This window comes from Flavobacterium urocaniciphilum (assembly GCF_900110615.1).
Taxonomy (GTDB): Bacteria; Bacteroidota; Bacteroidia; order Flavobacteriales; family Flavobacteriaceae; genus Flavobacterium; species Flavobacterium urocaniciphilum.
In genome coordinates, this window is record NZ_FOEI01000015.1 from 1 (window position 1) to 3,238 (window position 3,238).

Sequence of the window (3,238 nt, forward strand, 5' to 3'; positions counted from 1 at the left end):
CCACCCGATCCTGATGTTTGCGTCCAAGTTCCACCTGCTTGCTCTCCAGTGATTAAACTGAATAAATTAATTACAGCCACACTGTTATCACAAACTGTTGTCGCACCATCCGCTCCAGCATTAGGTTGTGGACTGATGTTAACAGTTGCAATACTTGTATCGTTAGTACAAGGTACTACTCCTGTTAATGTATATGTAAATGTACTTGTTGTTGCTCCTGGTGCTGGTGTATAAGTACCTGCTCCAGCATTAAACGTTCCACCAGTTCCCGAACTTCTTGTCCAAGTTCCACCTGCCTGCTCTCCAGTAATTAAACCGAATAAGTTGATAGCAGCTACACTGTTATCACAAACTGTTGTTGCTCCATCCGCTCCTGCATTTGGTTGTGGATTCACAACAACAGTACTTGAATTTGATATTGAAACACTACAACCAGGATTTGTAAATGTATATTGAACGCCATCTACCCAAACTGCACCACCAGTTCTAGTAATAGTTATTGTATTAGTTGTAGCTCCGGTTGTGAAGGTAATATATTGTAAAACGTCATTCGGACCTGCACTAAAAGCTAAATTAGCGGTTCCATCACTAATATTAACAACTCCAGCATTTGTATCTCTTGCAATACTAATTGTTATTGCTGTACCTGCTGGTACTGTATGCTGCAAAGTAATTGTTAATACATTATTTGTACCATTAACCAATGTACAGTTAGCAGCAGTTGCTGCTGTTCCAGAAGCTGAAATTGCACCAGCTGAATTTGCTGGTGTAGTACCCCCTGTAGCACTTAAACCGTTTCCGGTAATAGGCGCACTTGTAGAAGCAATTGACGTTGCATTAAAAGTTGTATTTGCTGAAACTCCAGTAACAGTTACTGATGCGGTTCCACCTGCATTTAATGCTACAGTTTGAGAAGCACCTCCATTAATATTATATGTTACTGTAGCATTTGGTGTACCTGTTAAATTAAATACAGCATTATTAACAGCACAAATTGGAGAATTATTAGTTATACTCGATAAAACAGGAGCAACTCCTCCAGATAAAACAACAGAAGAATATGCTGTAGTACATCCAGGAAAATTAGTAACGATATTAGTATAATTACCCGCATTTAAACCTGAAATAACAATATTACCAGAAGCGTTACTAGTTAAGGTAACTGAAACAGGAACTCCATCATCTAAGTAAGATACATTATAAGAAGTATTCGGATTTACAGTAGAAATTGTGATAGAACCATTTGAAGCCCCACAACTTGGATTAACACCAACTGCCGTTGGACATACAATGGTACAATCTGTTGAACCAGCCCCACCAGATCCTGCATTTGTTTGAGTCATTGTTATGTAGCCTGCAGCACCGTTAAAATTAGTGACTAATAACATATACACTTCACCCACTTGAGCACCAGTAATAGTTGCCGTTTCTGTCGCTGCAAAATTATAACTACAATCGACTACATTTCCGGTACAAGTGTGATCTGCGGTACAATCACCTTGGGTAAAATCCGCACATGCTGCAGAAGCATTAGGAAATGGTCCCCAAAGCGCATAATCTACATCTAAAGTTGTACCTGTACCACCTGGACCAGTTGTCTGTGAAATTGTAAAATTTAATGTTCCTGCTTGATCAATTTCAATAAAATACCAAGCTGGATTCGGTGCTGATCCCAAACAAGTTTGCGATACTACAACAGCTGGTGCATCTGGCACACAATCTGCATCAGTTACGTTTGGAAATTCTAATGGACCTGCATCGGCACAAAAAGGACTCGCACCACCACATACTGCATTAGGCGGAGGGGTTGGACCTCCAACAATTGGGTCTCCACCTGCATTTGTAGTACAACTCATAGTAGCAGCCCATCCTGCATATTGAACACTTGTATCTGATTGAAAAACAATTGTGATACAACCAGAAGCATGACTTGAAGCAATTTGATTTGTCATCGTATTACAACCAGAACCTGCAACCGGTGAAGTATCACCATATGTTCCAATAACAGTTCCACTAGTATTGGTACCATTATAAATGGTCATAAAATCAAATGGTTCTCCTTCTACATTCCATGAAGTAAAAACTAACTGCACATAAGTACCAGGAGTTGATGGACATATAGTCATTGTGTAGCTTTCACTGGCTGCATAATTTCCTGCATTTCCACCAGAATCATAAAAAGTTCCAGAGCATCTTGTAAATGAACCATTTTGCATGTTCAAATTTTGAGAAAACACTCCACAAGAAACCAATAAAATTAGTAGTAAAATTTTTTTCATAAGCGTTGTTTGGTATAATTGCTTTATTTAATTGGAAAAATTCTGATAATGTAATTTGTATTATCTATTCGATAAATTAAAATTTCATTAGAAGACATATTAAAATCATACTTTAATGGATTAAATGTACTTTGATTATAATATGTATCCAATTTAAGATCTGGGTTGTATTTTCTAATAATTGGAATTGAAGAAAGTAATTCAATTTTTTTACTACCTAAATTAGCATTTTCATAAATCTCAACTCGATTTAAAAATTCTGTAATAATTTCTAATCTTCTTGAATTTGAATTTAAAACTAATTCATCAGCTTTGTCTTTAAAAACTTCTCTCACAAAAGCTTCAATCTGAGATTTCGTATATTTATTTTCCCGAAATATTCCTAATTTAGGATTTTCCACATATTGATTACTTGAAAAAAAAGTAATACCAATTAGCGCAAACATAGCGGTAAGTAAGAGTTTTTTCATAACATTATAGTAGTTAGTTGTTATTTTTTCCGATCGCACAATATAAAAAATAATTTAACATCTTAACAATTTATTAATAGATTTTTTAACTGAATTGACAGATACCTTAAATTATTCTTAATATAGAACAATATTCTCCTTATTTTATTAATAATAACAAAAATATTAACAACTAAATATATCACAAAAATTACTCCTTTTTGAAATCATTGAAAATAAAAATTTATTTGATTTTTTATACAAAAAAAGCCTGCATTTTTCAATGCAGGCTTTTTGTTTTTATATGCTTTTTTTACATTATCTTTTTAACGTAAAATGTGCTTTAAATTGTTTTTGTTGATCGTTTTCGGTATAATCAACACTGAACCAGTAGTCTGTTGATGGGATGTCTTGTCCGTTGTATTTACCGTCCCAACCATTTCCTAATGGATCAATTTGCTTGATTAATTTTCCATATCGGTCATATATGTAAATTTTTGCGTTATGTTG

2 protein-coding genes and 1 pseudogene are annotated in these 3,238 nt (G+C 34.7%); all 3 read right to left on the minus strand.

Going from position 1 to position 3,238, the window contains the following annotated elements:
- Positions 1-2,279 (minus strand): annotated as a pseudogene (locus tag BMY86_RS12870) (hypothetical protein); the annotation flags it as partial.
- A 23-nt stretch (positions 2,280-2,302) separates the two neighbouring features.
- Positions 2,303-2,749: a F0F1 ATP synthase subunit delta gene (locus tag BMY86_RS12875; protein WP_143065673.1), complete on the minus strand. Its 447-nt coding sequence runs from the start codon at positions 2,747-2,749 to the stop codon at positions 2,303-2,305.
- Between the two features lie 297 nt (positions 2,750-3,046).
- The coding region (locus tag BMY86_RS12880; RefSeq protein WP_143065674.1) for a T9SS type B sorting domain-containing protein at positions 3,047-3,238 on the minus strand (192 nt) is incomplete at its 5' end.

What these genes read in the sequence shown, in the direction of transcription:
- BMY86_RS12875 (WP_143065673.1), bottom strand. Translation starts at nt 2,749, where the DNA reads ATGAAAAAACTCTTACTTACCGCTATGTTTGCGCTAATTGGTATTACT.